The organism is Enterobacter cloacae complex sp. HYC074_NIDB, assembly GCF_056673345.1.
In genome coordinates, this window is sequence record NZ_CP114214.1 from 4,438,146 (window position 1) to 4,464,796 (window position 26,651).

Genomic DNA, 26,651 nt, shown 5'->3' on the forward strand with positions numbered 1-26,651 from the left:
CAAAAAGATTAAGACTTCGTCGACTGCTCAAAGCGGCGCAGCAGCTGATTCCCGCGCTCTACCGCGGAATCCAGCGCCTGCTGTGGCGTTTTCTTCCCGGTCCAGACGCTTTCCAGCTCTTCATCGACGATGGTGCGGATCTGCGGCATGTTGCCCAGACGCAGGCCTTTGGTGAACGGCAACGGCGGCTTGTTCAGCATCTGACGCGTCGCGATATCCGCGCCCGGGTTCTTGCTGTAGAAGCCCTGCTCGCGGGTCAGGTCGTACGCGGCTTTGGTGATCGGCAGGTAGCCGGTCTTCTGGTGCCACTCGGCGGCGTTTTCCGGCTTAGCCAGGAAGTCGAGGAACTCGGCCACGCCTTTGTAGGTGCCGTTGTCTTTACCCTGCATCACCCACAGGCTCGCCCCGCCGATGATGGCATTCTGCGGCGCGCCTTTGACGTCAGCGTCGTACGGCATCATGCCCACGCCGTAATTGAATTTGGCGTAGTGACGGATGTCTGCCAGCGAGCCAGATGAGGCGGTGGTAATGGCGCAATCGCCGTTGTAGAACTTCTCGGTGGATTCGTCTTTACGCCCGAAGTAGCTGAAGTCGCCCTTCTTATTGAGTGCTTCCAGCAGCGCGATGTGCTTCACCTGCTCCGGCTTGTTGAACTCCAGCACCGCGTCGGTACCGTCGAAGCCGTTGTTTTTGGTGGCAACCGGCAGGCCGTGCCAGGCGCTGAAGTTTTCAATCTGGATCCAGCCCTGCCAGCCGCTGGCGTAGCCGCACTTCATCCCCGCCGCTTTCAGCTTCGCGGTGTATTCGGCCAGGTCCTGCCAGGTTTTTGGCGGCTGCTCCGGATCTAAACCGGCTTTCCTGAAGGCGTCTTTGTTGTAGTACAGCACCGGCGTGGAGCTGTTAAACGGCTGGGACAGCAGATGCCCGCTTTTGGAATCCGTGTAGTATCCCGCCACGGTTGGCACGAACTGGGACTCGTCAAAGTTAATGCCCGCCTCTTTGAACACCTCGTACACCGGCTTGATGGCTTTGGAGGCCATCATGGTCGCGGTGCCCACTTCATAAACCTGTAACAGCGCAGGCGCGTTACCGGTACGGAAGGCGGCGATGCCCGCGCTAAGGCTCTGCTCGTAGTTGCCTTTGTACACCGGCACAATTTTGTAATCCGGGTGGGTGTCGTTGAAACGTTGCGCCAGGGAGTCAACCTCTTTACCCAACTCCCCTTCCATGGAATGCCAGAACGGAATGGTCGTCACAGCCATTGCGTTCGTCGCAAAAGCCAGACCCAGTGCCAGACCCAAAGCTGTGTGTCGTAACGATGTCATTGTCATCTCTCTTATTGTGCCGGATGCGCGATATCACGCGTTTTATGCTCGCGAGGTAACATGACATGCTCGAATGACAGAAAAATAACTGTTTGTTTACAGACAGGTGACAGCCAGGCGTCAGAGGGATGATGGTTGTGTGAAGGGGTTTAGATGTTGGGTGCGGTCTGGTGCCCTCACCCCGGCCCTCTCCCACAGGGAGAGGGAGAAAACACTAAAAAAGGCAACTTGCGTTGCCTTTTTGCTTTTACCTATCCGCCCAGGTACGCGCTCCGCACCGCTTCGTTCGCCAGCAGCGCATCGCCGGTATCGGAGAGCACCACGCGCCCGTTCTCCAGCACATAGCCGCGGTCAGCGAGCTTCAGCGCCTGGTTGGCGTTCTGTTCGACGAGGAAGATGGTCATCCCCTCTTTGCGCAGCTGCTCAATGGTGTCGAAAATCTGCTGGATGATGATTGGCGCAAGACCGAGCGACGGTTCATCCAGCAACAGCAGACGCGGCTGGCTCATCAGCGCGCGGCCAATCGCCAGCATCTGTTGCTCGCCGCCGGACATGGTGCCCGCGCGCTGAATACGACGCTCCCACAGGCGCGGGAAGAGTTCGTACACCCACTTGATGCGGGTCTGGTATTCATCCCGGTGGGCGAAGAAACCGCCCATCGCCAGATTCTCTTCCACCGTCATGCGGGAGAATACGCGACGCCCTTCCGGGACAATCGCCACCGCTTCACGCATGATTCTGGCGGTCTGCCAGTCGGTGATGTCTTTACCATCAAACACAATCCGCCCGCTGGTGGCGCGCGGGTCGCCGCACAGGGTGCCGAGCAGCGTGGTTTTGCCCGCGCCGTTAGCCCCAATCAGGGTGACGATTTCGCCCTGATTGATATGCAGGCTGACATCGTGCAGCGCCTGAATTTTGCCGTAGTGCGCGTTGACCTTGTCGAACGTTAACATCGCTTTTTCCATCTTATGCCTCACCAAGGTATGCGCGGATCACGTCCGGGTTGTTGCGGATCTCTTCCGGCGTGCCGTTTGCCAGCGGCGTGCCCTGGTTTACCACGTAGATACGGTCCGAAATGCCCATCACCAGCTTCATGTCATGCTCAATCAGCAGGATGGTGGTGTCGTGATGGTCGCGCAGCTCGGCAATCAGCTCGTCCAGCTCTTTGGTCTCTTTCGGATTGAGACCTGCCGCTGGTTCGTCGAGCATCAGGATCTCCGGCTGCGTCACCATGCAGCGCACAATCTCCAGGCGACGCTGATCCCCGTAAGCGAGGTTGCTCGCCTGACGGTTGGCGTGCTGGAGCAGGCCGATACGGTCGAGCCAGGTCGCGGCGCGATCGAGCGCCTCTTCCTGCGTGCGGCGGAAGGCCGGGGTTTTCAGCAGGCCGGAGAAGAGGCCGGTTTTCAGCTGCTGATGTTGCGCCACCAGCAGGTTCTCAATCACCGTCATCTCGCGGAACAGACGCACGTGCTGGAAGGTACGCACCACGCCCATGCGGGCAATCTGCTGGCCCGGCAGCCCTTCAAGATGCTGATCGCGCAGCATGATGGTGCCGCCCGTCGGCTTGTAGAAGCCGGTCAGGCAGTTGAAGACCGTGGTTTTTCCCGCGCCGTTCGGGCCAATCAGGGAGACAATCTCTTTCTTGTGCAGATCCAGATTCACATTGTTGACCGCCAGCAGGCCGCCAAAACGCATCATCAGGCCGTTAACGGATAATAAAGGCTTCATGCCTGCTCTCCTTTCGCCTGTGTGCGTTTCAGCTTCAGCTGTGGACGGGTCATCGGCAGGAGACCCTGCGGACGCCAGATCATCATCAGCACCATCAAACCACCCAGCATTAACATGCTGTATTCGTTAAAGTCGCGCATCAGCTCGCGGGAGACCACCAGCAGGATAGCCGCGAGGATCACGGCGAACTGCGAGCCCATTCCGCCGAGCACCACAATCGCCAGCACGAAGGCCGATTCGGCAAAGGTGAACGATTCCGGGCTGACGAAGCCCTGACGCGCGGCAAACAGCGTTCCGGCGAAACCGGCAAACGCGGCGCTGATGGTAAATGCGGTCAGCTTGATGCGGGTCGGGTTCAGGCCCAGGGAGCGGCAGGCGATCTCATCTTCGCGCAGCGCTTCCCACGCGCGACCCAGCGGCATGCGCAGCAGACGGTTGATCACAAACAGCGTAATCACCACCAGCAGCAGCGCCACCAGATAGAGCCAGATCACGCGGTCGGACGGATCGTATTTGATGCCAAAGAAGTTGCTGAAGGTATCCCAGCCGCCTTCGCGGGCGGTACGGCTGAACTCCAGGCCGAAGAAGGTCGGTTTCGGGATCTGGCTGATGCCGTTCGGACCGCCGGTCACCTCGGTATTGTTGAGCAGCAGGATACGGACGATTTCGCCGAAGCCTAAGGTCACAATCGCCAGGTAGTCACCGCGCAGGCGCAGCACCGGGAAGCCGAGCAGGAAGCCCGCCGCGGCAGAGACCAGCCCCGCCAGCGGCAGACAGGTCCAGAAGCCGAGGCCGTAATAGTGGTTCAGCAGCGCGAAGGTGTACGCGCCGATGGCGTAGAACCCGCCGTAGCCCAGCACCAGCAGGCCAGACAGCCCCACCACCACGTTCAGACCCAGCCCCAGAATCACGTAGATCATGGTCAGGGTGGCAATATCCACCGTCCCGCGCGATACCATAAACGGCCACGCCACGGCAGCCACCAGCAGCGCCACAAGGAACAGCTTCTGTTTCACGGTTGTACCGTCGATCGCCGGCAGGACGAATTTCGGCCCGGAGACGTTTTTCAGCGTCTTCTGGAACAGCGGACGCAGCAGCTGGAACAGGAACACCACAGCGGTGCCGATAAACACCCACTGCCAGCGGATGTCGGGGGCGGTATCCACCACCAGCTTCGTGCCGTCCAGCCCTAACTGGACGCCCATAAAGACGCCCGCCAGGACGAAGAACATGGCGGCAGAGAGCAGCGCCATCGCAAAATGCATCGGTTTCATACTTTCTCTACCTCCGGACGGCCCAGAATACCGGTAGGCATCACCAGCAGAACCAGAATTAGCAGGGCAAACGACACCACATCTTTATATTCGGTGCTCAGATACGCAGAGGAGAGCGCTTCGGCCACGCCCAAAATCAGGCCGCCGATCATCGCGCCCGGAATGCTGCCGATGCCGCCCAGTACCGCCGCGGTGAAGGCTTTCATCCCGGCCATAAAGCCGATGTACGGGTTGATTACGCCGTAGAACTGACCGAGCAACACGCCAGCCACCGCCGCCATCGCTGCGCCGATCACGAAGGTCAGGGCAATCACGCGGTCGGTGTTAATCCCGAGCAGGCTCGCCATCTTCAGATCTTCCGCGCAGGCGCGGCAGGCGCGTCCCATGCGGGAGTAGCGGATGAACAGGGTCAGGGCCAGCATCGCAATAAAGGTCACAACCCAGATTACCAGCTGCATGGTGGTGACAGAGGCGGAGAAGTTTTCGCTGGCCCCCACAATCCACTGGCCGTTAAACAGGCTTGGCAGCGCCACGTCGCGTGAACCTTCAGTCAGGCTGACGTAGTTTTGCAGGAAAATGGACATCCCGATGGCGGAGATCAGCGCGATCAGGCGCTTGGAGCTGCGCACCGGTCGGTAGGCTACCCGTTCGATACTCCAGCCGTAGGCGCTGGCGATCACAATCGCGCCGACAAACCCTGCGGCCACCAGCAGCCAGCTGCTGTCGATGCCCATCATCATCAGCGCGGCGATGATCATAAAGGAGACGTAGCTACCGATCATGTACACCTCGCCGTGGGCGAAGTTAATCATGCCGATAATGCCGTAAACCATCGTGTAGCCGATGGCGATCAGCGCGTAGGTGCTTCCCAGCGTGACGCCGTTAAACATCTGCTGCAAAAAGTAGAGAAACTGCTCGGACATATGCAAACCTTTTTATACCCGCCCGGTGAGCCGGGCGGTGGGATGATTATCTGGCGACCGAGGACGAACCGTCGGCGTGCCACTTAAAGACACCAAATTCAAATCCCTTCAGATCGCCTTTCTCATCCCAGTTCAGCGGCCCAATCACGGTGTTCGCCCCGTGCGCTTTTATATCTTTCACCAGATCCAGCGGTTCTTTGCTGCCGGTACGGTCCAGCGCGGTGGCCAGAGACTGCACGGCCGCGTAGGTGATCCAGACGTACGGACCACTTGGATCTTTCTTCTGCGCCTTGAGCGCATCCACGATAACCTTATTCGCCGGATCCTGGTCATAGCGTTTTGGCATCGTCACCAGCATGCCTTCGGCAGAATCCCCCGCGATGTTGGACAGGGAGGCATTGCCCACGCCCTCTGGCCCCATGAACTGGGTTTTCAGGCCGGTGGCGCGCGCCTGGCGCAGCATCTGCCCCATTTCCGGGTAGTAGCCGCCGTAGTAAACGAAGTCGATATTCTCTTTTTGCAGGCGGGCGATCAGCGCGGAGAAGTCTTTTTCACCGGCGGTAATGCCGTCGAAGAAGACGATGTTCGCCCCGCCTTTTTTCAGGCCGTCCTGTACGGAACGCGCCAGGCCTTCGCCGTACTGCTGTTTATCATGAATGATGGCGATACGCTGCGGCTTAACGGTTTCGAGGATGTATTTGGCGGCGGTTGGCCCCTGAGAGGAGTCCAGACCGGCGGTACGCATGATGTGCTGGTAGCCGCGCTGGGTCAGTTCCGGGTTGGTGGCGCCCGGGGTGATCATCAGAATGCCTTCGTCTTCGTAGATATCAGACGCAGGCTGCGTGGAAGAGGAACACAGGTGCCCTATGACGTACTGGATACCGTCGTTAACAATTTTGTTGGCGACCGCGACGGCCTGTTTTGGATCGCAGGCGTCGTCATACTCCACGCCCACCAGCTTGTCGCCTTTGATCCCGCCTTTGGCGTTGATATCTTTGATGGCCTGACGCGCGCCGTTGAACTCCATGTCACCCCACTGGGCAACAGGGCCGGACATCGCCCCCACTACCGCAACTTTAATGTCGTCTGCCATAGCGGCATGCGAGATCGACAGTGCGACCATCCCCGCGATTAACGTCTTCGCGTTCCTTTTCATCTCTGAATCCCCATTCGTGATGTCGTGTTTATATTTTGTTTTATTATGGTTAAAAAGCATTCTGTACTTTTAATGAACAACGCTATTTTTACCAGTGCCTTTAATGGTTTAGCGCAGTTTTTTGTCAAAAACCAGACTAATATCTCTATTTTTCAGGCGATTAAGCAAAGATAATATTCTGAAATCAGGCGGAGATAAACAAATAAAAGCGCAGTTGGCAGCATAAAATAACGGTACAAAGCGCCGAATAAATCACTGCCCTTCAGGTTAAAATTCTGCTTATTTTTCGATCCATGTGTTTTCAAACTGCGCATTACGCTGTCAAAAAACTAATCACCTGGTAAATGGGAAGAAAAAGAGAAAGCGCCTGAGCAAATAAATTGAGTACACTGGCCCTACTCTTTTTGATTTGGACAAGCAGCTAATGAAACTGACTATCGTGCGTCTGGTGACCTTTAGCGACCAGGATCATATCGACCTGGGCAAGATCTGGCCGGAATATTCCCCTTCATCGCTGGCCGTCGATGAAAACCACCGCATCTATGCCGCGCGTTTTAATGAACGTCTGCTGGCCGCCGTCCGCGTAACGCTGAGCGGCACGGAAGGGGCGCTGGACTCCCTGCGCGTGCGCGACGTGACCCGTCGTCGCGGGGTCGGGCAGTATTTGATTGAAGAGGTGATCCGCGAAAACCCGAGCGTAACCTCCTGGTGGATGGCCGACGTGGGCGTGGAGGATCGCGGCGTGATGGCAGCGTTTATGCAGGCGTTAGGGTTTACGGCGCAGTCGAACGGGTGGGAGAAGCGCTAGATCTGTGCGGCCTGATACCCTCACCCCGGCCCTCTCCCTAAGGGAGAGGGAGAAAACCGGGTAATCCCCTCTCCCCGTGGGAGAGGGTTAGGGTGAGGGCATCAACCCGCACCAGCATTATTTGGCATCAGTAGCAGTGCCATTGGCATGCCAGTCAAACACGCCGAACTCGAAGCCCTTCAGGTCGCCCTTCTCATCCCAGGACAGCGGTCCCATCACGGTTTCCACCGAGTTCGCTTTCAGCCAGGTGGCAATCTCCGCCGGATCGGCTGACTGGTTCAGGCCCGCTTGCAGAGACTGCAACGCTGCGTAGGTGGTCCAGACGAACGCACCGCTTGGATCCTGTTTCTTCGCCTTGATGGCATCGACAACAGGTTTGTTCGCAGGCACCTGGTCGTAGTTCTTCGGCTTGGTCACCAGCAGACCTTCAGCGGATTCACCCGCGATGTTAGACAGGGAAACGTTCGCGACACCTTCTGGCCCCATGAACTGCGTCTTCAGACCCGCCGCACGCGCCTGACGCAGGATCTGCCCCATTTCCGGGTGGTAGCCGCCGTAGTAAACGAAATCGATGTTTTCTTTCTTCAGACGCGCGACCAGGGTCGAGAAGTCTTTCTCACCGGCGGTGATACCGTCAAAGAACACCACGTTGGCGTTCGCTTTTTTCAGGTTATCCTGCACCGCACGGGCCAGGCCTTCGCCGTACTGCTGTTTGTCATGAACAATCGCGATGCGCTGCGGCTTCACTTTTTCCACGATGTATTTCGCGGCGGTTGGCCCCTGATCGGAGTCCAGACCGGTGGTACGCAGGATCAGCTTATAGCCGCGCGCGGTCAGCTCTGGCGCCGTCGCGGCCGGCGTGATCATCAGAATGCCTTCGTCTTCGTAGATGTCAGACGCGGGCTGGGTGGAAGAGGAGCACAGGTGACCAATAACGTATTTGATCCCGTCGTTTACCACTTTGTTCGCCACCGCGACCGCCTGTTTCGGGTCACAGGCATCGTCATATTTTACGATTTGCAGCTTTTCGCCCTTGATGCCGCCCTTAGCATTAATGTCTGCAACCGCCTGTTCCGCGCCCGTAAATTCCTGGTCGCCGTACTGTGCTACCGGACCGGACATTGCGCCCACCACGGCCACTTTAATATCGGCCTGCGCCATGGCGCTGAATGCCAACGCGATACATCCTGCCAGTAACGCTTTACCCTTCATGTTCATCCTGAGATTCCCCATTATTATGGTTATAACGATTGTTGTGATGTTGTTGTGTAGCGCTTTATTTCAGTTATAGGCGTGCTGTTCGCGCTTTTTCAGCATACTCTGCTAAAACATACCCCATTTTTATGATTTTGGAATAGCTAATTTGAAATGAAAATATGATAAGCCCGGCCTTCATTTCAGCCGGGCTTTTGGCTTTATCGTGTCAGCGAGGCGGAAATAATATCCAGCGCTTTACGAAACTGCGCTTCGGGGATGGTGAGTGGGTAGAGGAAGCGAATAACGTTGCCGTAAACGCCGCAGCTCAAAAGCAGCAGCCCTTCGTTCAACGCGCGCTCCTGAACCTGACGGGTAAATTCCGGCGACGGCTGTCCGGTTTGCGGATCGGTAAATTCCACCGCCACCATCGACCCCTGCCCACGGATATCGGCGATATACGGACAGCCATCCTTCGCTTTATTCAGCACCTCGACCAGATGATGCCCGAGATGCGCCGCGCGGGTGCAGAGATCGTCCTCGTCAATCACATCCAGCACCGCATGGGCCGCCGCAATCGCCAGCGGGTTACCTGCGTAGGTTCCGCCAAGTCCACCCGGCGCGGGCGCATCCATCACCTCCGCCCGGCCAGAGACGGCAGAAAGCGGCATCCCGCCCGCCAGGCTTTTCGCCATAGTGATCAGATCGGGCTTCACGCAGTGGTTTTCCATGGAGAACAGCTTGCCGGTACGGGCGAAGCCGGTTTGCACTTCGTCGGCAATCAGTAAAATCCCGTGGGTATCGCACAGGGCACGCAGCGCCTGCATAAAATCAGCGGGCGCGACGTTGAATCCGCCCTCGCCCTGAACCGGTTCAATAATGATTGCCGCCACCTGATCGGGCGCGATATCGGCTTTGAAGATGCGCTCCAGGCTTTTTAACGCTTCGGCGGTACTGACGCCGTGCAAGCTGTTAGGGAATTGCGCGTGGTACACCGAGCCAGGGAACGGGCCGAAGCCGAGCTTATAGGGCGCCACTTTGCCGGTCAGCGCCATGGTCATAAAGGTACGGCCGTGGAACGCGCCGCCGAAGGTGATAAGGCCGGGACGTCTGGTGTACGCGCGGGCAATTTTCACCGCGTTTTCGACCGCTTCTGCACCGGTTGAGAAAAAGGCGGTTTTGGCTGGCCCCTCTATGGGTACGCGCTGGTTGATGCGCTCGGCAAGCGCCACATAACCTTCATAGGGGACGATCTGATAAGCGGTATGGGTAAAGGCGTGAAGCTGTTTTTCGATGGCGGCGATAACTTTAGGATGGCGATGCCCGGTATTCAGCACGGCGATCCCTGCGGCAAAATCAATATACTCGTTACCTTCCACGTCCCACACCGTGGCGTTTTCGGCTTTATCGGCATAGAAGTTACACATGACGCCGATACCGCGCGGCGTCGCCTGTAAACGCCGGTCGTTCAGTTCGTTATTTTTCACCCTGTCACCCTCTGAAAGTCGCCTGCTTAGCGCATCAGTAAGTGTTTGCCAGGGGGAAGAAATTCGCCAGAGCGGGCGCTAAAAAAACAAAACCCCCAGACTCTCATCCAGGGGTTCTCGGTGTACTTCGCGAAAATTACGCTTCGATAGCGGCGCGAAGTTTTTTCATGGCGTTCTTTTCAAGCTGACGCACACGTTCAGCGGAGACGCCGTAGCGGTCGGCCAGTTCCTGCAACGTGGACTTGTTATCTTCGTCCAGCCAGCGGGCACGGATGATATCCTGGCTACGCTCGTCTAGGCCTTCCATCGCGAAGGTCAGCTTGTTCGCCGCCTGGTCTTCCCAGTTATCCTCTTCAATGCCGTCAGCAAAGTTAGAGGTTTTATCCTGTAGATACAGAACCGGGGCCATCGGCTGGCTGTCGGACGCGTCATCGTCGGCAGACATATCAAACGTCATGTCCTGAGCGGCCATACGGGATTCCATCTCGCGGACGTCTTTGCTGGAAACGCCCAGCTCGCGCGCCACCATTTCCACTTCATCCTGATTGAACCAGCCCAGACGCTGCTTGGTTTTACGCAGGTTGAAGAACAGTTTGCGCTGCGCTTTCGTCGTGGCGACTTTCACAATACGCCAGTTACGCAGGACGTATTCGTGAATTTCCGCTTTGATCCAGTGCACGGCGAAGGAGACGAGTCGCACACCCACTTCCGGGTTAAAGCGACGTACCGCCTTCATCAGGCCAATATTACCTTCCTGAATCAGGTCCGCCTGCGGCAGGCCGTAGCCCGCATAATTACGAGCAACGTGAACAACAAAGCGCAGGTGAGACAGGATCAGCGTTTTAGCTGCTTCCAGATCGCCCTGGTAATGCAGCTTTTCAGCAAGCTCCTTTTCTTCCTCAGCCGTTAACATCGGCCAGGTGTTCGCAGCCCGGATGTAAGATTCCAGGTTACCAACAGGGGCTAAAGCTAAAGTTTGCATTTCTTTGGTCATTCATTCCTCTCAATGTTTCTTCTGGTCCAGGTTGTCCCCGTCAGGCAACAACCATGCCAAAGCGTTTGAGCAACGAGATTAGCATTCACTCTTTTATCAGACAGTGATTTTATCCACAAGTTCCAGGTGGAACAGTGAATAAATTACGCACAAAATGTGACATGAAGATGATTACAGGGGAAGAGACAACAGGGACGCTTTCCCTGCAAGCGAACATCTCGGTGCAGGGAAAGATTATATCACGCTTTTATTAGTCGGGAGTAAAGTGGCGTAAATGTTGAACCGTTGCCAGCCATGCCGCCACCCAGCCGATCATGGAGCACACCAGCAGTAACAGCAGGCACTCATCGAAACCTAAACCACTGATATCAAACTTAGTTCCGAAAACCTGCGCCACCTCGGTGACGGCTGACGACAGCCGCATCACCAAAATTTCTGACAAAATCAATGAAAGAAATGCACCAGAAAAACCTAATAACGCGCCGCCGTAAAGGAACGGGCGGAGGATGAAACCATCCGTTGCGCCAATCAGTTTCTGCACGTTGATGGTATCGCGACGGGCGAAGATGCTCAGGCGCACGCTATTACCGATGACGAGGAACACCGCCGCCACCATCAGCACGCCGATCATCGCCGACACGCGTCCTACCAGCCCGGTCAGGGCGGCAAGACGGGCAAACCAGCTGTCGTCCATGCGCACTTCATCAATCCCGTTAATGCGGGTAATGCGGTCGCGCAGGGTGTTGAGCGAATCCGTGCCCTGGAAATCGAGTTTCGGGATCACCACCGCCACCGCGGGCAGCGGGTTCTCTTCAAGCATATCCAGCGCGCCGCCGAATCCGGACCAGTTGCGGAACTCACCCAGCGCTTCATCGCGGGAAAGATAGTTCACCTTCTCCACGCCCTGCTCGGCCTGAATCTGCCCCACCACCTGAGCCGCCGCGTTATCGTCGAGGGCTTTATCCAGATAAACGGTGATCTGCGGCGACGGATAGTACTGGGACGCCGCCTGGTTTACGTTTTTGTAAACCATATAGCAGACGCTGGGCAGCGTCAGGGAGATGGCAATCACCATCACCGTCAGGAACGTCGCCAGCGGTTTGCTTTTCAGATCCTGCAACGCGCCCTGGAAGGCATACCGCACCTGCTCGTTAAAGACGTTGGTTTTGCGGGAGTTCGGTTTCGGTGTCGCTTTGGCACGCTTAGGCGCATTGCGATTGCCGTCACCACCGCCCTGAGGCTTGCGGAAACGGTCAAACCGGTTGCTGAACTGCCGAATCTGGTTCATTGCATCACGCTTGTTCACCGTGGCCTCCGTGCAAATGCCCATCGCTCAGGGTCAGCATACGGTACGAACGGCGGGAGATCAGCCCCATGTCGTGCGTCGCCATCAGTACCGTGACCCCCACGCGGTTAAATTCCTCAAACAGACGCAGGATCCCTTCAGAGAGGGCATCGTCCAGGTTACCGGTCGGTTCATCCGCCAGCAAAACGGCAGGCTTGTTCACCACCGCACGGGCGATACCCACGCGCTGCTGCTCACCGCCTGAGAGCTGGATTGGGAAGTTCTTCGCTTTGTCCAGCAGCCCGACCTTATCCAGCGCCGCCGAAACGCGACGGCGGATATCATCGTAACTGGCGCCGGCAATAATCAGCGGGATCGCGACGTTATCGAAAACCGTGCGATCCATCAGCAGGTGGTGATCCTGAAAAATCATGCCAATTTGACGACGCAGGAACGGCACTTCACGGTTCTTAAGACGGCTAATTTCATGGCCGCTGAACCAGATTTTCCCGGCGCTTGGCCGCTCGATCCCACAGATCAGCTTGAGCAGGGTACTTTTCCCCGCGCCGGAATGGCCGGTCAGGAATGCCATCTCGCCTGGCTGGAGGTGGAATGTCACCCCCTGTAGCGCTTGTCTCCCGCCGAGATAGGCCTTGCTGACGTGTTCAAAGCGAATCATTGTTAGTCCTCTCGGGCAAATAGTGCCTCAATAAAGTCGTCCGCTTTAAACGGACGTAAATCCTCAATACGCTCGCCCACACCGATGTAACGGATAGGAATGCCGAACTGGTCGGCCACGGAGAAGATCACCCCGCCTTTCGCGGTGCCGTCCAGCTTGGTCAGCGTGATCCCGGTCAGTCCTACCGCTTCATGGAACAGCTTCGCCTGGCTGATGGCGTTCTGTCCGGTGCTGGCGTCGATAGTCAGCATAATTTCATGCGGTGCATCTTCGTCCAGCTTCTTCATGACGCGAACGATTTTCTTCAGCTCTTCCATCAGGTGCGATTTGTTCTGCAAACGCCCCGCGGTATCCGCAATCAGCACGTCCACGTTACGCGACTTCGCCGCCTGGATGGCATCGAAAATCACGGACGCGGAATCCGCGCCGGTGTGCTGAGCAATGACCGGAATATTGTTGCGCTGGCCCCACACCTGGAGCTGTTCCACCGCTGCCGCACGGAAGGTATCGCCCGCCGCCAGCATCACCGATTTGCCCTGCTGCTCAAACTGGCGCGCCAGCTTGCCGATGGTGGTGGTTTTACCCACGCCGTTGACGCCAACCATCAGGATAACAAACGGCATTTTGCCTTCAATATTAAGCGGTTCGTCAACTTTTGCGAGAATTTCACCCATCTCGTCTTTCAGCAGGCCGTACAGCGCCTCGGCGTCACGCAGCTGTTTGCGGCTCGCCCCTTCGGTCAGGTTGGCGATGATCTTCCGGGTGGTTTCCACGCCCACGTCCGCAATCAGCAGCTGCTCTTCCAGCTCCTCAAACAGATCGTCGTCGATCTTTTTGCCGCGGAACAGACTGATAAATCCGGAACCTAAGTTTTCTTTGGTTTTGAGCAGGCTGCGCTTCAGGCGCGCGAAGAAACCTTCTTTGGTCGGTTTTTCCTGCTCCTGAACGATCTCTTCTTCGGCCAGCTCTTCCACCGGCACGACGATTACCGCTTCTTCAGCCGCTTCCGCCGCCAGCGCCTGAGCTTCCAGCTCTTCGTCGGTCAGCTCTGGCTCAAGTGCCGCCTCTTCTTCCACCGCCTCAACGATTTCAACGGTTTCCGCTTCGGCCTGCCACTCTTCGGCAGAAACCTCTTCAGCTTTCACCTCTTCCGGCAGCGGCAGCGCTTCGTGTTCGATAGCGGCCTGCGGCGCTTCGGTAAGGGTTTCAACGATAACCGGCTCTGGTTTTTCGCTCTCCTGAACCTGTTCAGTAACCTCAACCACCTCTTCAGCAAAGGATTCAATCTCTTCTTTGCTGTGCGCTGGCTCTTCCGCTTCGACAACCGCAGCGGTTTCGACAGGCGTTTCAGGCTGTGACTGCTCTTCTACAACCTGCTGTTCTTCGGTTTTCTGTTCTGTTTCTTGCTCTTTTTCACCGAAACCCAACCAGGAAAAGAAGCCACGTTTTTTTTGTTTTGCCATCTGCGACTACACTCCTCGCGGCGCTATATACAGGGAAGCTAAAAAAATGATGAAATAGTCTAACACTTTACTTAATTGACATCACCGCCCGCAATCGCAGGGCTATGGTTAACAGAGCTTTCCTGAGATGAAGAAACCCACCCGCGCCCCGGCCGGTCAAATTCGCATTATCGGCGGTCAGTGGCGAGGCCGGAAATTACCGGTGCCGGACAGCCCCGGTTTACGCCCCACCACGGACCGCGTTCGCGAGACGCTGTTTAACTGGCTCGCCCCGTCTATGGTAGACGCCAACTGCCTGGACTGCTTCGCCGGAAGCGGTGCATTAGGGCTGGAAGCGCTGTCGCGCTATGCTGCCAGCGCCACGCTGCTGGAGATGGAGCGCGGCGTCGCGCAGACGTTGCAGCAAAATTTGGCTACGCTGAAGGCAACCAACGCCAAAGTGGTGAATACCAACACGCTGAGCTTCCTCGCCCAACAGGGGACGCCGTACAACGTGGTGTTTGTTGACCCGCCGTTCCGTAAAGGGCTGCTGGAAGAGACGCTATCCCTGCTGGAGCAAAATGGTTGGCTGGCGGATGACGCGCTGATTTACGTTGAAAGCGAAGTGGAAAATGGTCTGCCGCCCGTTCCCGTTCACTGGGATCTGCACCGCGAGAAGGTCGCCGGCCAGGTGGCTTATCGTCTGTATCACCGTCAGGCACAAGGAGGATCCGATGCCAGTACTGATTAACGTAGGGCGCTTGCTGATGCTGGGCGTCTGGGCATTTTTGATTTTGAATCTGGTGCACCCGTTCCCGCGTCCGCTGAATATCTTCATTAACGTGGCGCTGATTTTTACCGCGTTCATGCATGCCTTACAGATGGTGATGCTGAAAAACGGACTGCCGAAAGATAGCCCACCGATGACCGGCTGGCAGCAGCTGCGGGTGTTTATTTTCGGCGTATTTGAGCTGCTGGTGTGGATGAAGAAGTTTAAGGCGCAGGTGAAGAAGTAAGGTGCGGTGTGATGCCCTCACCCTAACCCTCTCCCACTGGGAGAGGGGACCGATCGTGCATTATTCAGCCCTAAAACCTACAAAACGCGACCCTTTATAGCTCAACGTGCCTTTCTCTCCCACCGTCAGCTGATGGTACTGCTGCGCCTCCAGGCGGAAGGTCATCTCCAGCCCGCCGGTTTCCGGCTTAAAGCTCGCTTCATAGCGCATCGTTGTGCCCGCAGGCGTCACCTGCTGCTGGCGGGAGCGGCGGTCGTTAAGCGGCTTCTCACGCTTGTTCGTCACCACCACGCGCTTTTGCATCAGCGGCGCGGCGTCATTGTCGGCTTTCTCACGGCGCTGCTGCACGAAGCGAAACGAGGCGGCAATGACGATAATCGCCACTACGATAATGAAAAACAGCGGCATCTTGCTCATTGAAAAATCCCATCAGATTATGCGGAATTCAGGATACCTCGCCTGCCCCGGCATTGCCAAACGACCGCTCGCGTCACTACACTGGATCAGGAACTGATCATTCAGCCTCAACAGTTACAGGGAGTTAATATGCTTTGGTCATTTATCGCTGTCTGTTTTTCCGCATGGCTTTACGTCGATGCGTCCTACCGTGGCCCAGCCTGGCAGCGCTGGTTATTTAAACCCGTCACGCTATTACTCCTGCTGTTGCTTGCCTGGCAGGCCCCGATGTTTAACGCCGTTAGCTATCTTGTCCTCGCGGGGCTGTGTGCTTCCCTGATTGGCGATGCCTTAACCTTGCTGCCGCGTCAGCGCCTGCTGTACGCCGTGGGGGCGTTCTTCCTGTCACATCTGCTCTATACCATCTACTTTGCCAGCCAGATGACGCTCTCCTTCTTCTGGCCGCTGCCGCTGGTGCTGCTGGTGATTGGCGCCCTGCTGATCGCGGTGATCTGGTCGCGTCTGGAAGAGATGCGTCTGCCGGTCTGTACGTTTATCGCTATGACGCTGGTGATGGTGTGGCTGGCGGGCGAGCTGTGGTTCTTCCGTCCGACGGCGCCTGCAATGTCTGCGTTCTTCGGTGCCGCACTGTTGCTGTTGGGTAATATCGTCTGGCTGGGCAGCCACTATCGTCGCCGCTTCCGTGCGGATAATGCGATTTCCGCCGCCTGTTACTTTGCCGGACACTTCCTGATTGTGCGTTCGCTGTATATCTAAATAACGCTTGACTCTGGAGTCGACTCCAGAGTGTATGCTGCGGTTAATGAGAAAATTATCATTACCGGAGACTGCCATGTCGACTCCAGAAACACCTAAAAAAGTTCCCCAATTCTCGGCACTTAAGCTCAGCCCGGTTCCGCCAAAAGAGGACTGCTGCTGCGAGGGCGCGTGCGAAACCCAGACCGAAGCGCTGCCTGAAAGCGGCAACCGCTACAGTTGGGTGGTCAACGGCATGGACTGCGCGGCCTGCGCCCGCAAAGTGGAAAATGCGGTGAAGCAGGTGCCAGGCGTGAATCACGTTCAGGTGCTGTTCGCTACCGAAAAGCTGCTGGTCAGCGCCGAAAACGACGTCAGCAGACAGGTTGAAGCCGCCGTCAGCAAAGCGGGTTATACCCTGCGCAGCGAAACGGCGCCCGCAGAAAAAACGTCCCCGCTAAAAGAAAATCTGCCCCTTATCACCCTCATCATCATGATGGCCCTGAGCTGGGGGCTGGAGCAGATCAACCACCCATTCGGCAACCTGGCGTTTATCGCCACCACGCTGGTTGGCCTGTTCCCGATTGCGCGTCAGGCGCTGCGTCTGATGAGAAGCGGCAGCTGGTTTGCCATCGAAACGCTGATGAGCGTGGCGGCTATCGGGGCGCTGTTTATTGGCGCGACGGCGGAAGCGGCGATGGTGCTGCTGCTGTTCTTAATTGGCGAACGCCTTGAGGGCTGGGCGGCGAGCCGGGCGCGTAAAGGGGTGAGCGCGCTGATGGCGCTGAAGCCGGAAACCGCCACGCGGGTTATTGATGGTCAGCGTGAAACGGTCGCCATCAACACCCTGCGCCCGGGCGACGTGATTGAAGTGCCCGCAGGCGGACGCCTGCCAGCCGATGGGGCCCTCGTTACTGCCACCGCAAGTTTTGACGAAAGTGCCCTGACCGGAGAATCCATCCCGGTAGCGCGCGCGGCGGGTGAAAAGGTGCCTGCGGGCGCCACCAGCGTCGACCGACTGGTGCAGTTGACGGTCCTTTCCGAACCGGGCGACAGCGCCATCGACCGCATCCTCAGGCTGATTGAAGAGGCCGAGGAGCGCCGCGCGCCGGTAGAACGCTTTATCGATCGCTTCAGCCGGATTTACACCCCCGCCATCATGCTGGTGGCGCTGCTGGTCACCGTCGTCCCGCCGCTGTGCTTCGGCGCGCCGTGGGAGGGCTGGATTTACAAAGGGCTGACGCTGCTGCTGATCGGCTGTCCGTGTGCGCTGGTGATCTCCACCCCGGCGGCGATTACCTCAGGGCTGGCGGCGGCGGCACGTCGCGGGGCGCTGATTAAGGGCGGCGCGGCGCTGGAACAGCTGAGCCAGGTTCAGCACATCGCCTTCGATAAAACCGGCACGCTGACCGTCGGCAAGCCGCAGGTGACCGGCGTGTATCCGCAGGACATCAGTGAAGACGCCCTGCTGACGCTGGCCGCTGCCGTGGAGCAGGGCTCCACTCACCCGCTGGCGCAGGCGATTGTGCGAGAAGCGCAGTCGCGCGGGCTGAACATCCCTCCGGCAACCGCCCAGCGAGCGCTGGTCGGGTCAGGGATTGAGGCTGTGGTCGAAGGCAAAAAAGTGCTGATCGCCGCGGCAGGCGCGTTCCCGAATCCACAGGTTGAGGCATTAGAGCAGGCCGGGCAGACGGTCGTTGCCGTGATGCAGGACGGTGTACCGATGGGCATGCTGGCGCTGCGCGACACCCTGCGTGACGATGCGAAAGACGCCGTCGACGCGCTGCACAGGCTGGGAGTACAGGGCGTGATCCTGACCGGCGATAATCCGCGCGCGGCGGCGGCGATTGCCGGTGAGCTGGGGCTGGAGTTTAAGGCCGGATTGTTGCCTGCGGATAAAGTCAGCGCGGTAACCGAGCTGAACAGCAACGCCCCGCTGGCGATGGTCGGGGACGGGATAAACGATGCCCCGGCAATGAAAGCTTCCACCATCGGCATTGCGATGGGCAGCGGCACCGACGTGGCGCTGGAGACCGCCGACGCGGCGCTGACGCACAACCGCCTGACCGGGCTGGCGCAGATGATAGATCTTGCGCGGGCGACGCGCGCCAATATTCGGCAGAACATCGGCATTGCGCTGGGTCTGAAGGGGATTTTCCTGGTCACCACGCTGCTCGGCATGACCGGACTGTGGCTGGCGGTACTGGCGGATACGGGGGCGACGGTGCTGGTTACGGCGAACGCGTTGCGGCTGTTGCGCCAAAGGTAAAAGTGAAACGGCAACCGGGTTGCCGTTTCTCGTGTTTGCCCCCTCTCCCCGCGGGAGAGGGCCGGGGTGAGGGCATCAGGCCGCACGCATCACTGCATCCCTAGCAGCCCCGGCAACCACAATGAAATCGCCGGGATGTACGTCACCATCCCCAGCACCACCAGCAACATACCGTAAAACGGCAGCATCGCCCGCACCACGTGCTCGATCTTCTGCTTACTCACCGCGCTCGCCACGAACAGCACCGATCCGACCGGCGGCGTGATCAGCCCAATCCCCAGGTTTACCATCATGATCATCCCGAAATGCACCGGGTCGATCCCCAGCGAATTGGTCACCGGCAGCAGCACCGGGGTCAGGATCAGGATGATCGGCGCCATGTCCATCAGCGTGCCAATCAGCAGCAGCATGATATTGAGGTACATCAGGATCACGTATTTGTTATCGGAGAGCGACGTGAAGAATTCGGTGATGCGCATCGGCAGCTGCATGTAGGTCATTACCGCGCCAAACGCCGCGGCAAAGCCAATCAAAATCATCACGATGGTGACGGTTTTCACCGTGCGGCACATCAGCTTCGGCAGTTCGCTCCATTTATAGTCGCGGTAGATAAACATAGTGACGAAAAACGCCCACAGGCAGGCCACGGCGGCAGATTCGGTCGCCGTGAATATCCCGGACAAGATCCCGCCGAGGATAATCACCACCGTCATCAGCCCCCACAGGGCATCGAGCATGATTTTCAGCGCCTGCCTGAACGGGATTTTGTCCCCCTTCGGATAGCCGCGCTTGCGGGCGAAGCACAGGCAGAGCACCATCAGGCTCACGCCCATCAGCAGGCCCGGCAGCACGCCCGCGATAAACAGCGTGGCGATGGAAACCGTTCCCCCTGCCGCCAGGGAGTAAATCACCGAGTTGTGGCTGGGCGGGATCAGGATCGCCTGCACCGACCCGCTGGCCGTCACCGCCGCCGCGTATTCGCGCGGATAGCCCTTCTTCTCCATCTCCGGGATCATCACGCTGCCGATAGACGCCGTATCCGCCACCGACGAGCCGGAAATCGCGCCGAAGAACGTTGATGCCACGATGTTCACCAGCGACAGCCCGCCGCGAATAAAGCCGACAAAAACGTACGCGAAGTTAACCAGCCGTCGGGCAATACCCCCTTCCGCCATGATCGCCCCGGCAAGAATGAAGAACGGGATCGCCAGCAGGGTAAATTTATTCACTCCACTGGTGATCTGGATCATCAGCGCCTCCAGCGGCAGGTCAATCCACAGCGCGCCCGCCACGGCGCTTAAGCCGACGGCGAAGGCCACCGGCATCCCCAGCGCCAGCAAAATGGCGAGGGTGAATAACAAAACAAACGCATCCATTGTTCACCCCTTAACTGTGATTGCCGATCAGCACGACCGGACGGTTTTCCTGCGAGCCAAACAGCAGGCGTTCAAGCACAAACAGGATCAAAATGGCCGACCCGACAGGCAGCGGCAGATAGCTTTCGCCGGAGGTCAGGAGCGGAAACTCCGCCACCGGCTGCTCCCACAGCTCGACGCACAGCCAGTAGCTGTACCAGCACATCAGGCCGGAGATGAGCAGCATCAGCAGATCTACCACTCGCGCGCACACTCTTTGCAGCGACGCGGGCAGGCGGTCGGTGAGCATGTTGACCGCGATATGCGACCCGGCGCGATAGCTCACCGCCGCGCCGATAAAGGTAAACGTCACCATGCAGATAATGGCGATCGGCTCCGGCCAGGATTCGCCGCGATTGAGCACATAGCGAGAGAAGATGCCAATGGGGATCACAATCGTCATCACCAGTAGCGAGAGACCCGCCACCACCATGGCGAGCAGGTACAGACGGTCCATCCACTTCAGGTAGAGTTCGGACATACGTACTCCGGCTTACTGAACGTCAGCGATGGCTTTCATCAGATCCTGATGCTTATCGCCATACTGCGCGCGCACCGGCTCTGTCGCCTTGATAAACACCGTTTTATCGATGTCGTGGAACTGCACGCCGCCGGCCTTCATTTTCGCCAGCGCCTGGTCGTTATACGCATTCCACAGCTTGCGCTGCTCGAACTGCGCTTCGCGGGCCAGCGTCAGGATCTTTTGCTGTTCGTCAGCGCTGAGCTTCTCCCATTTCACTTTGGAGTAGAGCAGCATTTCCGGGGTGATAAAGTGGCCGCTCAGCGTGTAGTTTTTGGCGACCGGCATATAGTTATGGGCGATAAAGGTTGGCGGGTTGTTCTCCGCGCCGTCGATCACCCCGGTCTGCATGCCGCTATAAACCTCGCTGACGCCCATCGCCACCGAGTTCGCTCCCATCGCTTTCAGCGTGGCCAGCGCCACCGGGCTGCCCTGCACGCGGATTTTCTTCCCTTTCAGATCGTCCGGTTTGACGATCGGCTCTTTGGTGATCAGGTTGCGGGTGCCGGAATCCATCCAGCCAAGGAAGACCAGACGCGATTTCGGGTTGGCGGTGAGTTTGTCGCCGATCTGCTTGCCGATATCCCCGTCAATCACCTTGTGCATGTGGTCTTCATCGCGGAATACGTAGGGCAGGGTAAACACTTCGATATCCGGCAGGATGGCAGCCACCGGTGCCATGGAGACGCGGATCATGTCGATCGCCCCCATCTGCGCCTGCTCAATCATCTGCTTTTCATCCCCCAGCACGCCGCCGGGGAAGACCTTAATCTCCAGCTTGCCATCGGTTTGTTGTTTGAGTTTTTCACCCATGTGCTGGACCGCCACCACGTTCGGGTAGCCTTCGGGATGCACATCGGCGGCTTTAATGGTCTGGGCAGAAACGGTGCAGGCGAAAGCAGTCAGACACAGCGCGGCCAGTAACGGCTTGAGGGTCGTTTTCATTAAGTCAACTCCAGGGTAGTGAGATAAGCGTTAAAACGATGTTTTAATTTTTGACGCTTAAAAATTAGACTACGGCTGGAAAAGGGAGGGTGAAGCGCCTCACAAAAAGCGCGAAATTTTGAAACGATGGTTCGAAATTGTGATGAGTACTTGTCGGGTGGCGGCTGCGCCTTACCCGACCTACTACACCCGTAGGCCCGTGCAAGCGAAGCGCCGCCGGGCGTCAGGCCGCACTTACCCCTTACGAATCAAATACCGGTACGGCAAGGTCTCGGTTTGCTGCGCCACCAGCTCATGTTCCATAAAGGTACAAAAGCCGGGGATATCACGGGTGGTAGCCGGGTCATCGGCGACGATCAGCAGCGTTTCGCCACTCTGCATGTTACGGACGGTTTTACGCACCATCATTACCGGCTCCGGGCAACGGAGGCCCTGAGCATCAAGCGTGTGGTCTGGGCTGGAAAACAGGTCGGTCATTTTCTTCTCGTTCAGGTAAAAACGGCTGTAGTTTACGCCCCGCTATCGCCAATGCAAACCAGGTTAACGATTGCGTGAAAATTAGCCATTGCAAAGTGTCGTCAAAGCAGTATCATGCGGCGGCTTTATTGGGTTCCCTCACCCCAAATATTAATCAAAAAGGTACAATATGAACTCCTTTACACAATCGCAGCGCGTCAAGGCGTTGTTCTGGCTTTCGCTATTTCATCTGCTGGTGATCATCTCCAGTAACTATCTGGTACAGCTCCCCATCTCCATTTTTGGTTTCCATACCACCTGGGGCGCGTTCAGTTTCCCGTTTATTTTCCTTGCGACGGATTTAACCGTGCGTATTTTTGGCGCACCGCTGGCGCGGCGGATTATTTTTGCGGTGATGATCCCGGCACTGTTTGTCTCCTACGCCATCTCCTCGCTGTTTTACATGGGAAGCTGGCAGGGCTTCGAAGCGCTGACGCACTTCAACCTGTTCGTCGCGCGTATTGCCACCGCCAGCTTTATGGCCTACGCCCTGGGGCAGATCCTCGATGTCCACGTGTTTAACCGCCTGCGTCAAAACCATCGCTGGTGGATGGCGCCAACGGCCTCCACGCTGTTCGGTAACGTGAGCGATACGCTGGCCTTCTTCTTCATCGCCTTCTGGCGCAGCCCGGACGCCTTCATGGCAGAACACTGGATGGAAATCGCTCTGGTGGACTACGCCTTTAAGGTGCTTATCAGCCTGGTCTTCTTCCTGCCGATGTACGGCGTACTGTTGAATATGCTGCTGAAAAGGCTGGCAGATAAATCTGAAATCTCCGCATTGCAGGCAGGTTAAGGGTTCGCTTTATCAGTTGTGATAAGATGAACGAATGAGCCGTTATGGCCGTTTATCGAAAGGAAGAAGTCAATGCGCAATCTGGTTAAATATGTCGGGATTGGCCTGCTGGTTGTTGGCCTTGCAGCCTGTGATAACAGCGACACCAAAACGCCTGCTCAGGGCGCGTCAGCAGAAAGCAACGCCACCGGTCAGCCGGTGAGCCTGATGGATGGCAAACTCAGTTTCTCTCTGCCCGCGGACATGACCGACCAGAGCGGTAAGCTGGGTACCCAGGCGAACAATATGCACGTCTATTCCGATGCCACCGGCCAAAAAGCGGTGATTGTGATCGTCGGTGACGATACCAGCGAAGATCTGGGCGTGCTGGCCAAACGCCTGGAAGATCAGCAGCGCAGCCGCGACCCGCAGCTTCAGGTGGTCACCAACAAGTCTGTTGAACTGAAAGGCCACACGCTGCAACAGCTGGACAGCATCATCTCTGCCAAAGGCCAGACCGCGTACTCCTCCGTGGTGCTCGGCAAGGTGGACAATAAACTGCTGACCATGCAGATCACCCTGCCGGCAGATAATCAGCAGAAAGCGCAGACCGCCGCTGAAAACATCATTAACACCCTCGTGATCCAGTAATCGTTCACCGGGATGCCGTGGCCTCCGTCGCTTGCGCCGGGGGCCATTTTTTTGCCACGACTTTCAGACTAACGCTCCAGACGAAGCCCATCCGGCGCACTACAATTAACACGCCCCCCGGAAAAAGGAATTCTTATGACTGCCAGCCCGCCCGACAAAGCCGGACTTCATATTTTATTAAAACTTGCCTGCCTGGTGGTTATCCTTGCGGGTATCCACGCGGCGGCGGATATCATTGTTCAGCTTCTGCTGGCGCTGTTTTTCGCCATTGTGCTCAACCCGCTGGTGACATGGTTTTTACGCCGGGGCATCAGCCGCCCGGTCGCGATTACCATTGTGGTGATGGTGATGCTGGTTGTCCTGACGGCGCTGTTCGGCGTGCTCGCCGCCTCGCTGAGCGAATTTTCCACCATGCTGCCGCAGTACAATAAAGAGCTGACGCGCAAGCTGGTCGATCTTCAGCGCATGTTGCCGTTCGTGAATCTGCATATCTCACCGGAACGGATGCTGCGCCGGATGGATTCCGAGAAGGTGATGACCTACGCCACCACGTTGATGACCGGGCTTTCCGGGGCAATGGCCAGCATTCTGCTGCTGGTGATGACAGTGGTGTTTATGCTGTTCGAAGTGCGCCACGTGCCGTATAAGCTGCGTTTTGCCCTGAACAATCCGCAGATCCACATTGCCGGCTTGCACCGCGCGCTGAAGGGCGTGTCCAAATATCTGGCGCTGAAAACATTGTTAAGCCTGTGGACCGGCGTGATTGTCTGGCTGGGGCTGGTACTGCTGGACGTGCAGTTCGCGCTGATGTGGGGCGTGCTGGCGTTTTTACTGAACTACGTACCCAATATCGGCGCGGTGCTTTCCGCCGTTCCGCCGATGATCCAGGCGTTCCTGTTTAACGGTTTTTATGAGTGCATGCTGGTAGGGGCGCTGTTCCTCGTCGTGCATATGGTGCTGGGTAACATTCTTGAGCCACGCATGATGGGCCACCGTCTGGGCATGTCGACGATGGTGGTGTTTTTATCGTTACTGATCTGGGGATGGCTGCTGGGTCCGGTGGGCATGCTGCTCTCCGTGCCGCTCACCAGCGTCTGTAAAATCTGGATGGAAACCACGAAAGGAGGCAGTAAACTCGCCATTCTTCTGGGTCCGGGTCGGCCAAAAAGCCGTTTGCCGGGATAACCGGGTGGAAAGGGTCAAAAGTGACGTTTATTCGCCAGCGCGACGACAACATTGTACGATGTGCGCAGTAAATCGCGCTGGCGAAGAAAAAGTCACAGAAACAGGTTTATCGCGGACGCGCGTAGATGAAATTTACACTTACCCTTATCGACTGGCAGGCAAGAGCGCCAGGACTCAGCGATGCCGACGAATGGCAGGCATGGTCACGCCGGTCTGACGCCATCGATCCCGCTGCACCGCTGGCGAAACTGACCGATCTGCCGATGATGACCGCCCGCCGCCTGAATTCAGGCAGCAGGCTGGCCGTCGATCTTGGCCTGATGATGCTGCGCAAACACCGCATCGATGCCGTCGTCTACAGCAGCCGTCATGGGGAGCTGGAGCGCAATTTCCGTATTCTCCAGGCCCTGGCGGCAGAACAGCCCGTTTCCCCCACCGATTTTGCCATGTCGGTACACAACTCGGCGGTCGGCAATCTCACTATCGCCGCGCGTCAGCCTGTTGTCTCTTCGTCGGTTTCCGCCGGTATGGATACCTTCCAGCAGAGCTTGTGCGACGTGCTGAGCCTGCTGCATGCGGGCTACTCCCGCGTATTGCTGGTGGATTTCGACGGTCTGCTGCCTGATTTTTATCACGCCGGGTTGCCACCGCAGATGCCCGTCTGGCCCTACGCGCTGGCGCTGGTGATTGAAGCCGGAAATACGCTCAGCTGTGAAACGCACGTCAACCGCACGCCTGAAGAGCCCGCGCTGCCGCAAAGCCTCCAGTTCCTGCGCCATTACCTGCGGGACGAGCGCCAGTTCACCCTGCCGGGCGAGCGCCTGCTGTGGCAATGGACGCGCCAATGAGAGGGTTACGTTCCCGCCTCGATCGGTTATGGCGGATGCTGATGACCGGATTGTGCTTCGCCCTGTTCGGCCTCGGCGGACTGACGCTGTCGCTGGTATGGTTTAACCTGCTGCTGATTTTCCAGCGCGACCGCACCCAACGTCGCCGCCTGGCACGCCGTACTATTTCTGCCAGTTTTCGCCTGTTCCTCGCGGTGGTACGCGGTGTAGGAGTACTGGATTACCGTTTCAACAACCTGGACGTTCTACGCGCCGAGCGGGGCTGTCTGGTGATTGCGAATCATCCCTCGCTGCTGGACTACGTTCTGCTGGCGTCGGTGATGAACGAAACCGACTGTCTGGTGAAAAGCGCGTTGCTGCGTAACCCGTTCGTCAGCGGCGTGATCCGCGCGGCTGACTATCTGATTAACAGCGAAGCCGACACGCTGCTTGCCGCAAGCCAGCAGCGTCTGTCCCAGGGCGACACCCTGCTTATCTTCCCTGAAGGCACCCGCACCCGGGTGGGGGAAGTCATGACCCTGCAACGTGGGGCGGCGAATATCGCCGTTCGCTGCAACAGCGCCGTGCGCGTGGTGGTGATCCACTGTAGCGAACGGATGCTGGATAAACAGAGCAGCTGGTATAACGTGCCCCCCAACAAACCTGTTTTCACCGTGGATGTTCGCGAACGCATCAACATTCATGATTTTTATGATGCGAGTCAGCACGAACCCGCGCTGGCAGCAAGGCAGTTAAACCGGCATATGCAGCATCAGTTAACAACCGGTCTTCAATCTTTGTCAGGAACGAAAGATGCAAGCGCTCTATCTTGAAATTAAGAATCTCATTATCTCTACGCTGAATCTGGAAGAACTTACCCCAGAGGATATTGATACAGACGCCGCGCTCTTTGGCGACGGCCTCGGTCTGGACTCAATCGACGCCCTTGAGCTGGGGCTGGCGGTAAAAAATCAGTACGGCGTAGTGCTTTCTGCCGAAAGTGATGAGATGCGTCAGCACTTTTATTCCGTTGCCACGCTCGCGGCTTTTATCCATCAACAACGCGCCTGAGAATGACCGCT

At 57.5% G+C, this 26,651-nt stretch carries 28 protein-coding genes; 11 read left to right on the plus strand and 17 right to left on the minus strand.

Features of this window, described 5'->3' with window-relative positions; genetic code table 11:
• Nucleotides 1-8: 8 nt before the first annotated feature.
• The 6 genes from ugpB to livK form a co-directional block, all read right to left on the minus strand.
• Entirely contained in the window at nucleotides 9-1,325 is a 1,317-nt protein-coding gene (gene ugpB / locus O1724_RS21615; RefSeq protein ID WP_022651963.1) for a sn-glycerol-3-phosphate ABC transporter substrate-binding protein UgpB, read from the minus strand.
• A 251-nt stretch (nucleotides 1,326-1,576) separates the two neighbouring features.
• Nucleotides 1,577-2,290: a high-affinity branched-chain amino acid ABC transporter ATP-binding protein LivF gene (gene livF / locus O1724_RS21620; RefSeq protein WP_022651964.1), complete on the minus strand. Its 714-nt coding sequence runs from the start codon at nucleotides 2,288-2,290 to the stop codon at nucleotides 1,577-1,579.
• A gap of 1 nt (nucleotide 2,291) precedes the next feature.
• The gene (gene livG, locus O1724_RS21625; RefSeq protein WP_003861544.1) at nucleotides 2,292-3,056 is read right to left on the minus strand and encodes a high-affinity branched-chain amino acid ABC transporter ATP-binding protein LivG; all 765 of its coding nucleotides are present in this window, start codon (nucleotides 3,054-3,056) and stop codon (nucleotides 2,292-2,294) included.
• A complete protein-coding gene (locus O1724_RS21630; RefSeq protein WP_003861542.1) occupies nucleotides 3,053-4,330 on the minus strand; it encodes a high-affinity branched-chain amino acid ABC transporter permease LivM in 1,278 nt (425 codons plus the stop codon). The genes livG and O1724_RS21630 overlap by 4 nt, the downstream gene beginning before the upstream one ends.
• Complete coding sequence (livH, locus tag O1724_RS21635) at nucleotides 4,327-5,253, minus strand: high-affinity branched-chain amino acid ABC transporter permease LivH (RefSeq protein WP_003861540.1); 927 nt, start codon at nucleotides 5,251-5,253, stop codon at nucleotides 4,327-4,329. Before livH ends, O1724_RS21630 begins: the two co-directional genes overlap by 4 nt.
• 46 nt (nucleotides 5,254-5,299) lie before the next feature.
• The gene (gene livK, locus O1724_RS21640) at nucleotides 5,300-6,409 is read right to left on the minus strand and encodes a high-affinity branched-chain amino acid ABC transporter substrate-binding protein LivK (protein ID WP_414539582.1); all 1,110 of its coding nucleotides are present in this window, start codon (nucleotides 6,407-6,409) and stop codon (nucleotides 5,300-5,302) included.
• Nucleotides 6,410-6,833: 424 nt separating this feature from the next.
• Here livK and panM point away from each other — a divergent pair, with 424 nt between their 5' ends.
• Nucleotides 6,834-7,217: an aspartate 1-decarboxylase autocleavage activator PanM gene (gene panM, locus O1724_RS21645; RefSeq protein ID WP_023314973.1), complete on the plus strand. Its 384-nt coding sequence runs from the start codon at nucleotides 6,834-6,836 to the stop codon at nucleotides 7,215-7,217.
• 117 nt (nucleotides 7,218-7,334) lie between these two features.
• On the opposite strand, the gene livJ is transcribed toward panM, so the two are convergent.
• The 6 genes from livJ to ftsY form a co-directional block, all read right to left on the minus strand.
• Nucleotides 7,335-8,435, minus strand: coding sequence for a branched chain amino acid ABC transporter substrate-binding protein LivJ (livJ, locus tag O1724_RS21650; protein WP_003861530.1), 1,101 nt, complete (start codon nucleotides 8,433-8,435; stop codon nucleotides 7,335-7,337).
• Between the two features lie 197 nt (nucleotides 8,436-8,632).
• Entirely contained in the window at nucleotides 8,633-9,898 is a 1,266-nt protein-coding gene (locus O1724_RS21655) for a 4-aminobutyrate--2-oxoglutarate transaminase (RefSeq protein ID WP_022651967.1), read from the minus strand.
• A gap of 136 nt (nucleotides 9,899-10,034) precedes the next feature.
• Complete coding sequence (rpoH, locus tag O1724_RS21660; protein ID WP_000159624.1) at nucleotides 10,035-10,892, minus strand: RNA polymerase sigma factor RpoH; 858 nt, start codon at nucleotides 10,890-10,892, stop codon at nucleotides 10,035-10,037.
• A 250-nt stretch (nucleotides 10,893-11,142) separates the two neighbouring features.
• Nucleotides 11,143-12,198 carry a permease-like cell division protein FtsX gene (ftsX, locus tag O1724_RS21665; RefSeq protein WP_003861527.1) on the minus strand — a complete coding sequence of 352 codons (1,056 nt, stop codon included), beginning with the start codon at nucleotides 12,196-12,198 and terminating at the stop codon, nucleotides 11,143-11,145.
• Nucleotides 12,185-12,856, minus strand: coding sequence for a cell division ATP-binding protein FtsE (gene ftsE, locus O1724_RS21670; protein WP_003861525.1), 672 nt, complete (start codon nucleotides 12,854-12,856; stop codon nucleotides 12,185-12,187). The genes ftsX and ftsE overlap by 14 nt, the downstream gene beginning before the upstream one ends.
• Nucleotides 12,857-12,858: 2 nt before the next feature.
• Nucleotides 12,859-14,319 carry a signal recognition particle-docking protein FtsY gene (ftsY, locus tag O1724_RS21675; RefSeq protein WP_214595488.1) on the minus strand — a complete coding sequence of 487 codons (1,461 nt, stop codon included), beginning with the start codon at nucleotides 14,317-14,319 and terminating at the stop codon, nucleotides 12,859-12,861.
• Nucleotides 14,320-14,446: 127 nt separating this feature from the next.
• Here ftsY and rsmD point away from each other — a divergent pair, with 127 nt between their 5' ends.
• On the plus strand, nucleotides 14,447-15,049 hold the full coding sequence (gene rsmD, locus O1724_RS21680) for a 16S rRNA (guanine(966)-N(2))-methyltransferase (RefSeq protein WP_003861523.1): 603 nt from the start codon (nucleotides 14,447-14,449) through the stop codon (nucleotides 15,047-15,049).
• Nucleotides 15,033-15,314: a DUF1145 family protein gene (locus O1724_RS21685; protein WP_022649670.1), complete on the plus strand. Its 282-nt coding sequence runs from the start codon at nucleotides 15,033-15,035 to the stop codon at nucleotides 15,312-15,314. The genes rsmD and O1724_RS21685 overlap by 17 nt, the downstream gene beginning before the upstream one ends.
• Before the next feature lie 60 nt (nucleotides 15,315-15,374).
• On the opposite strand, the gene O1724_RS21690 is transcribed toward O1724_RS21685, so the two are convergent.
• Complete coding sequence (locus tag O1724_RS21690; protein ID WP_003861518.1) at nucleotides 15,375-15,731, minus strand: DUF2500 domain-containing protein; 357 nt, start codon at nucleotides 15,729-15,731, stop codon at nucleotides 15,375-15,377.
• Nucleotides 15,732-15,860: 129 nt separating this feature from the next.
• On the opposite strand from O1724_RS21690, the gene O1724_RS21695 reads away from it, so the two are divergent.
• Nucleotides 15,861-16,487, plus strand: coding sequence for a lysoplasmalogenase (locus O1724_RS21695; protein ID WP_003861515.1), 627 nt, complete (start codon nucleotides 15,861-15,863; stop codon nucleotides 16,485-16,487).
• A gap of 76 nt (nucleotides 16,488-16,563) precedes the next feature.
• Nucleotides 16,564-18,735 (plus strand): Zn(II)/Cd(II)/Pb(II) translocating P-type ATPase ZntA, encoded by a 2,172-nt coding sequence (zntA, locus tag O1724_RS21700; protein ID WP_126297152.1) that lies wholly within the window; start codon nucleotides 16,564-16,566, stop codon nucleotides 18,733-18,735.
• A gap of 89 nt (nucleotides 18,736-18,824) precedes the next feature.
• Here zntA and O1724_RS21705 read toward each other — a convergent pair whose 3' ends face one another.
• The 4 genes from O1724_RS21705 to tusA form a co-directional block, all read right to left on the minus strand.
• Nucleotides 18,825-20,111 (minus strand): TRAP transporter large permease, encoded by a 1,287-nt coding sequence (locus O1724_RS21705; RefSeq protein WP_126297153.1) that lies wholly within the window; start codon nucleotides 20,109-20,111, stop codon nucleotides 18,825-18,827.
• Nucleotides 20,112-20,121: 10 nt separating this feature from the next.
• On the minus strand, nucleotides 20,122-20,631 hold the full coding sequence (locus tag O1724_RS21710) for a TRAP transporter small permease (protein ID WP_003861278.1): 510 nt from the start codon (nucleotides 20,629-20,631) through the stop codon (nucleotides 20,122-20,124).
• A gap of 12 nt (nucleotides 20,632-20,643) precedes the next feature.
• The gene (locus tag O1724_RS21715; protein ID WP_126297154.1) at nucleotides 20,644-21,615 is read right to left on the minus strand and encodes a TRAP transporter substrate-binding protein; all 972 of its coding nucleotides are present in this window, start codon (nucleotides 21,613-21,615) and stop codon (nucleotides 20,644-20,646) included.
• Nucleotides 21,616-21,849: 234 nt separating this feature from the next.
• Nucleotides 21,850-22,092 carry a sulfurtransferase TusA gene (tusA, locus tag O1724_RS21720; RefSeq protein WP_000130627.1) on the minus strand — a complete coding sequence of 81 codons (243 nt, stop codon included), beginning with the start codon at nucleotides 22,090-22,092 and terminating at the stop codon, nucleotides 21,850-21,852.
• A 169-nt stretch (nucleotides 22,093-22,261) separates the two neighbouring features.
• Between tusA and O1724_RS21725 the strand changes: the two genes are divergently transcribed.
• The 6 genes from O1724_RS21725 to O1724_RS21750 all read left to right on the plus strand — a co-directional run bounded on the left by O1724_RS21725 (nucleotide 22,262) and on the right by O1724_RS21750 (nucleotide 26,640).
• Nucleotides 22,262-22,927, plus strand: a complete 666-nt coding sequence (locus tag O1724_RS21725) for a 7-cyano-7-deazaguanine/7-aminomethyl-7-deazaguanine transporter (RefSeq protein ID WP_003861274.1) — start codon at nucleotides 22,262-22,264, stop codon at nucleotides 22,925-22,927.
• 72 nt (nucleotides 22,928-22,999) lie between these two features.
• Nucleotides 23,000-23,557 carry a DcrB family lipoprotein gene (locus O1724_RS21730; protein ID WP_003861272.1) on the plus strand — a complete coding sequence of 186 codons (558 nt, stop codon included), beginning with the start codon at nucleotides 23,000-23,002 and terminating at the stop codon, nucleotides 23,555-23,557.
• 135 nt (nucleotides 23,558-23,692) lie between these two features.
• A complete protein-coding gene (locus O1724_RS21735) occupies nucleotides 23,693-24,742 on the plus strand; it encodes an AI-2E family transporter (protein ID WP_003861270.1) in 1,050 nt (349 codons plus the stop codon).
• 125 nt (nucleotides 24,743-24,867) lie between these two features.
• Nucleotides 24,868-25,590, plus strand: coding sequence for a beta-ketoacyl synthase chain length factor (locus O1724_RS21740; RefSeq protein WP_017384119.1), 723 nt, complete (start codon nucleotides 24,868-24,870; stop codon nucleotides 25,588-25,590).
• On the plus strand, nucleotides 25,587-26,402 hold the full coding sequence (locus O1724_RS21745) for a lysophospholipid acyltransferase family protein (protein ID WP_023314978.1): 816 nt from the start codon (nucleotides 25,587-25,589) through the stop codon (nucleotides 26,400-26,402). The genes O1724_RS21740 and O1724_RS21745 overlap by 4 nt, the downstream gene beginning before the upstream one ends.
• Complete coding sequence (locus O1724_RS21750) at nucleotides 26,383-26,640, plus strand: phosphopantetheine-binding protein (protein ID WP_003861263.1); 258 nt, start codon at nucleotides 26,383-26,385, stop codon at nucleotides 26,638-26,640. The genes O1724_RS21745 and O1724_RS21750 overlap by 20 nt, the downstream gene beginning before the upstream one ends.
• The last annotated feature ends 11 nt before the right edge of the window (nucleotides 26,641-26,651 follow it).

Excerpts from the sequence above, each read along its gene's own strand:
- rpoH (WP_000159624.1), bottom strand. The coding sequence starts at position 10,892 with ATGACCAAAGAAATGCAAACTTTAGCTTTAGCCCCTGTTGGTAACCTG.
- livH (WP_003861540.1), bottom strand. The coding sequence starts at position 5,253 with ATGTCCGAGCAGTTTCTCTACTTTTTGCAGCAGATGTTTAACGGCGTC.
- ftsY (WP_214595488.1), bottom strand. The coding sequence starts at position 14,319 with ATGGCAAAACAAAAAAAACGTGGCTTCTTTTCCTGGTTGGGTTTCGGT.
- livF (WP_022651964.1), bottom strand. The coding sequence starts at position 2,290 with ATGGAAAAAGCGATGTTAACGTTCGACAAGGTCAACGCGCACTACGGC.
- rsmD (WP_003861523.1), top strand. The coding sequence starts at position 14,447 with ATGAAGAAACCCACCCGCGCCCCGGCCGGTCAAATTCGCATTATCGGC.
- ugpB (WP_022651963.1), bottom strand. The coding sequence starts at position 1,325 with ATGACATCGTTACGACACACAGCTTTGGGTCTGGCACTGGGTCTGGCT.
- O1724_RS21740 (WP_017384119.1), top strand. The coding sequence starts at position 24,868 with ATGAAATTTACACTTACCCTTATCGACTGGCAGGCAAGAGCGCCAGGA.
- O1724_RS21730 (WP_003861272.1), top strand. The coding sequence starts at position 23,000 with ATGCGCAATCTGGTTAAATATGTCGGGATTGGCCTGCTGGTTGTTGGC.
- O1724_RS21695 (WP_003861515.1), top strand. The coding sequence starts at position 15,861 with ATGCTTTGGTCATTTATCGCTGTCTGTTTTTCCGCATGGCTTTACGTC.
- tusA (WP_000130627.1), bottom strand. The coding sequence starts at position 22,092 with ATGACCGACCTGTTTTCCAGCCCAGACCACACGCTTGATGCTCAGGGC.
- O1724_RS21685 (WP_022649670.1), top strand. The coding sequence starts at position 15,033 with ATGCCAGTACTGATTAACGTAGGGCGCTTGCTGATGCTGGGCGTCTGG.
- panM (WP_023314973.1), top strand. The coding sequence starts at position 6,834 with ATGAAACTGACTATCGTGCGTCTGGTGACCTTTAGCGACCAGGATCAT.
- O1724_RS21735 (WP_003861270.1), top strand. The coding sequence starts at position 23,693 with ATGACTGCCAGCCCGCCCGACAAAGCCGGACTTCATATTTTATTAAAA.
- livG (WP_003861544.1), bottom strand. The coding sequence starts at position 3,056 with ATGAAGCCTTTATTATCCGTTAACGGCCTGATGATGCGTTTTGGCGGC.
- O1724_RS21630 (WP_003861542.1), bottom strand. The coding sequence starts at position 4,330 with ATGAAACCGATGCATTTTGCGATGGCGCTGCTCTCTGCCGCCATGTTC.
- O1724_RS21705 (WP_126297153.1), bottom strand. The coding sequence starts at position 20,111 with ATGGATGCGTTTGTTTTGTTATTCACCCTCGCCATTTTGCTGGCGCTG.
- O1724_RS21750 (WP_003861263.1), top strand. The coding sequence starts at position 26,383 with ATGCAAGCGCTCTATCTTGAAATTAAGAATCTCATTATCTCTACGCTG.
- O1724_RS21690 (WP_003861518.1), bottom strand. The coding sequence starts at position 15,731 with ATGAGCAAGATGCCGCTGTTTTTCATTATCGTAGTGGCGATTATCGTC.
- livK (WP_414539582.1), bottom strand. The coding sequence starts at position 6,409 with ATGAAAAGGAACGCGAAGACGTTAATCGCGGGGATGGTCGCACTGTCG.
- zntA (WP_126297152.1), top strand. The coding sequence starts at position 16,564 with ATGTCGACTCCAGAAACACCTAAAAAAGTTCCCCAATTCTCGGCACTT.
- livJ (WP_003861530.1), bottom strand. The coding sequence starts at position 8,435 with ATGAACATGAAGGGTAAAGCGTTACTGGCAGGATGTATCGCGTTGGCA.
- O1724_RS21710 (WP_003861278.1), bottom strand. The coding sequence starts at position 20,631 with ATGTCCGAACTCTACCTGAAGTGGATGGACCGTCTGTACCTGCTCGCC.
- O1724_RS21725 (WP_003861274.1), top strand. The coding sequence starts at position 22,262 with ATGAACTCCTTTACACAATCGCAGCGCGTCAAGGCGTTGTTCTGGCTT.
- O1724_RS21715 (WP_126297154.1), bottom strand. The coding sequence starts at position 21,615 with ATGAAAACGACCCTCAAGCCGTTACTGGCCGCGCTGTGTCTGACTGCT.
- O1724_RS21745 (WP_023314978.1), top strand. The coding sequence starts at position 25,587 with ATGAGAGGGTTACGTTCCCGCCTCGATCGGTTATGGCGGATGCTGATG.
- ftsE (WP_003861525.1), bottom strand. The coding sequence starts at position 12,856 with ATGATTCGCTTTGAACACGTCAGCAAGGCCTATCTCGGCGGGAGACAA.